Here is a 1,666-nt window from a genome sequence, read left to right as displayed (position 1 = left end):
TGCCGCCGCGGGAGGTTGCCGAAGTGCCATTGGCGCCGGCGCGTCGGCGGAGAAGAGCCAAGGCATCATCGAGATCGACCTTGGTAGTGGGCACCGCATCCGGGTCGATGGCGATGTGGACGGAGACGCGCTACGTCGCGTTCTCGATGCTTTGGTCCGCCGATGATCCCGGTTCCGACTGGCGCGCGAGTGTGGCTCGCGACCGGCTACACGGACATGCGCCGAGGCTTTCCGTCGTTGGCTCTCCAAGTGCAGGAGGTGCTGCGCAAGGACCCGCTTAGCGGTCATTTGTTTGTCTTCCGCGGTCGCCGCAGCGATCTTGTGAAGCTGATCTGGCACGATGGCCAGGGAGCATGCCTTTTTACCAAAAGACTCGAGCGAGGAAGGTTCATCTGGCCATCGGTTGCAGGCGAAGCAGTGACGATCTCGTCGGCGCAATTGAGCTATCTGTTGTCCGGAATCGATTGGCGCACCCCGCAAGAAACCCAGCGTCCGACGCGGGTCGGATAACGGTTTTGGGTTTGAATCTGCCGCTCGATCTGATTCAATGGCTTCATGATATCGAAGCCGGACGACCTCCCGTCGGACCTTGTCAGTGCGTTGGCCGCGCTGCAAGCCGAGCGTGAGGCACGGCTACGAGCCGAAGCGATGGCTGCCAGCGCGCAGGCGGAGCTGTCGGATAACGCGGCGCTGATCGCGCATCTCGAGCTACGGATCGAGAAGCTCAAACGCGAACTGCACGGGCAGCGCTCCGAGCGCACGGCGCGCCTGATCGAGCAGTTGGAATTGGAGCTCGAAGAACTCGCCACCACGGCGAGCGAGGATGAGCTTGCCGCGCAGGCCGCAGCGGCGAAGACGCAGAACGTCCGCCCCTTCACGCGCAAGCGGCCGGTGCGCAAGCCATGGCCGGACGACATAGAATGCGAACGCGTCGTCATTGAGGCTCCCACGACCTGTGCCTGCTGCGGCGGATCGCGGCTGGCGAAGGTCGGCGAGGATGTGACCAAGACGCTGGAGGAGATCCCGCGTCGCTTCAAGGTCATCGAGACGGTGCGCGAAAAGTTCACCTGCCGCGATTGCGAGAAGATCAGCCAGCCGCCTGCGCCGTTCCATGCCACCCCGCGCGGCTTCATCGGCCCACAACTGCTGGCGACGATCCTGTTCGACAAGTTCGGTATGCATATCCCGCTCAACCGCCAGAGCGTGCGATTTAAGGCCGAGAGGATCGATTTACCGCTGTCGACGTTGGCCGACCAGGTCGGCCACGGGACCTTCGCCGTCATGCCGCTGTTCCAGCTGATCGAGCACCATGTGCTCGCGGCCGAGCGCCTTCATGGGGACGACACCACCATCCGCATCCTGGCGAAGGGCAAGTGCACGACCGGCCGGATCTGGACGTATGTGCGGGATGACCGGCCGTTCGCCGGGCCTGCGCCGCCGGCGGCGGTTTACTACGCTTCGGGCGACCGTCGCGGCGCACACCCCCAGAAGCATCTGCCACCTTCATCGGTATCCTACAGGCGGACTGCTACAGCGGCTTTGAGCCCCTGTTCGACCCGCAGAGGAAGGTTCTACCGATCGCGCCGGCATTTTGCCTGGCCCATGCGCGGCGGGGCTTCTTCGAGTTGGCTGACATCGAGAAGAATGCTCGGGAAGGCAAGAAGGG

The 1,666-nt window shown here is 63.7% G+C and carries 1 protein-coding gene and 1 pseudogene; both read left to right on the top strand.

Annotation, left to right across the window (positions count from 1 at the left end):
• The first annotated feature begins 189 nt into the window (after positions 1–189).
• Positions 190–510, top strand: a complete 321-nt coding sequence (gene tnpB / locus L6637_RS42205; protein WP_430644539.1) for an IS66 family insertion sequence element accessory protein TnpB — start codon at positions 190–192, stop codon at positions 508–510.
• Positions 511–555: 45 nt separating this feature from the next.
• Positions 556–1,666 (top strand): annotated as a pseudogene (gene tnpC / locus L6637_RS42200) (IS66 family transposase); the annotation flags it as partial.

The sequence above is a fragment of the Bradyrhizobium zhengyangense genome, assembly GCF_022012435.1.
Lineage (GTDB): Bacteria > Pseudomonadota > Alphaproteobacteria > Rhizobiales > Xanthobacteraceae > Bradyrhizobium > Bradyrhizobium zhengyangense.
Note: the sequence above shows the minus strand (reverse complement) of the source record. Positions and strands in the feature narration are given on the sequence as shown.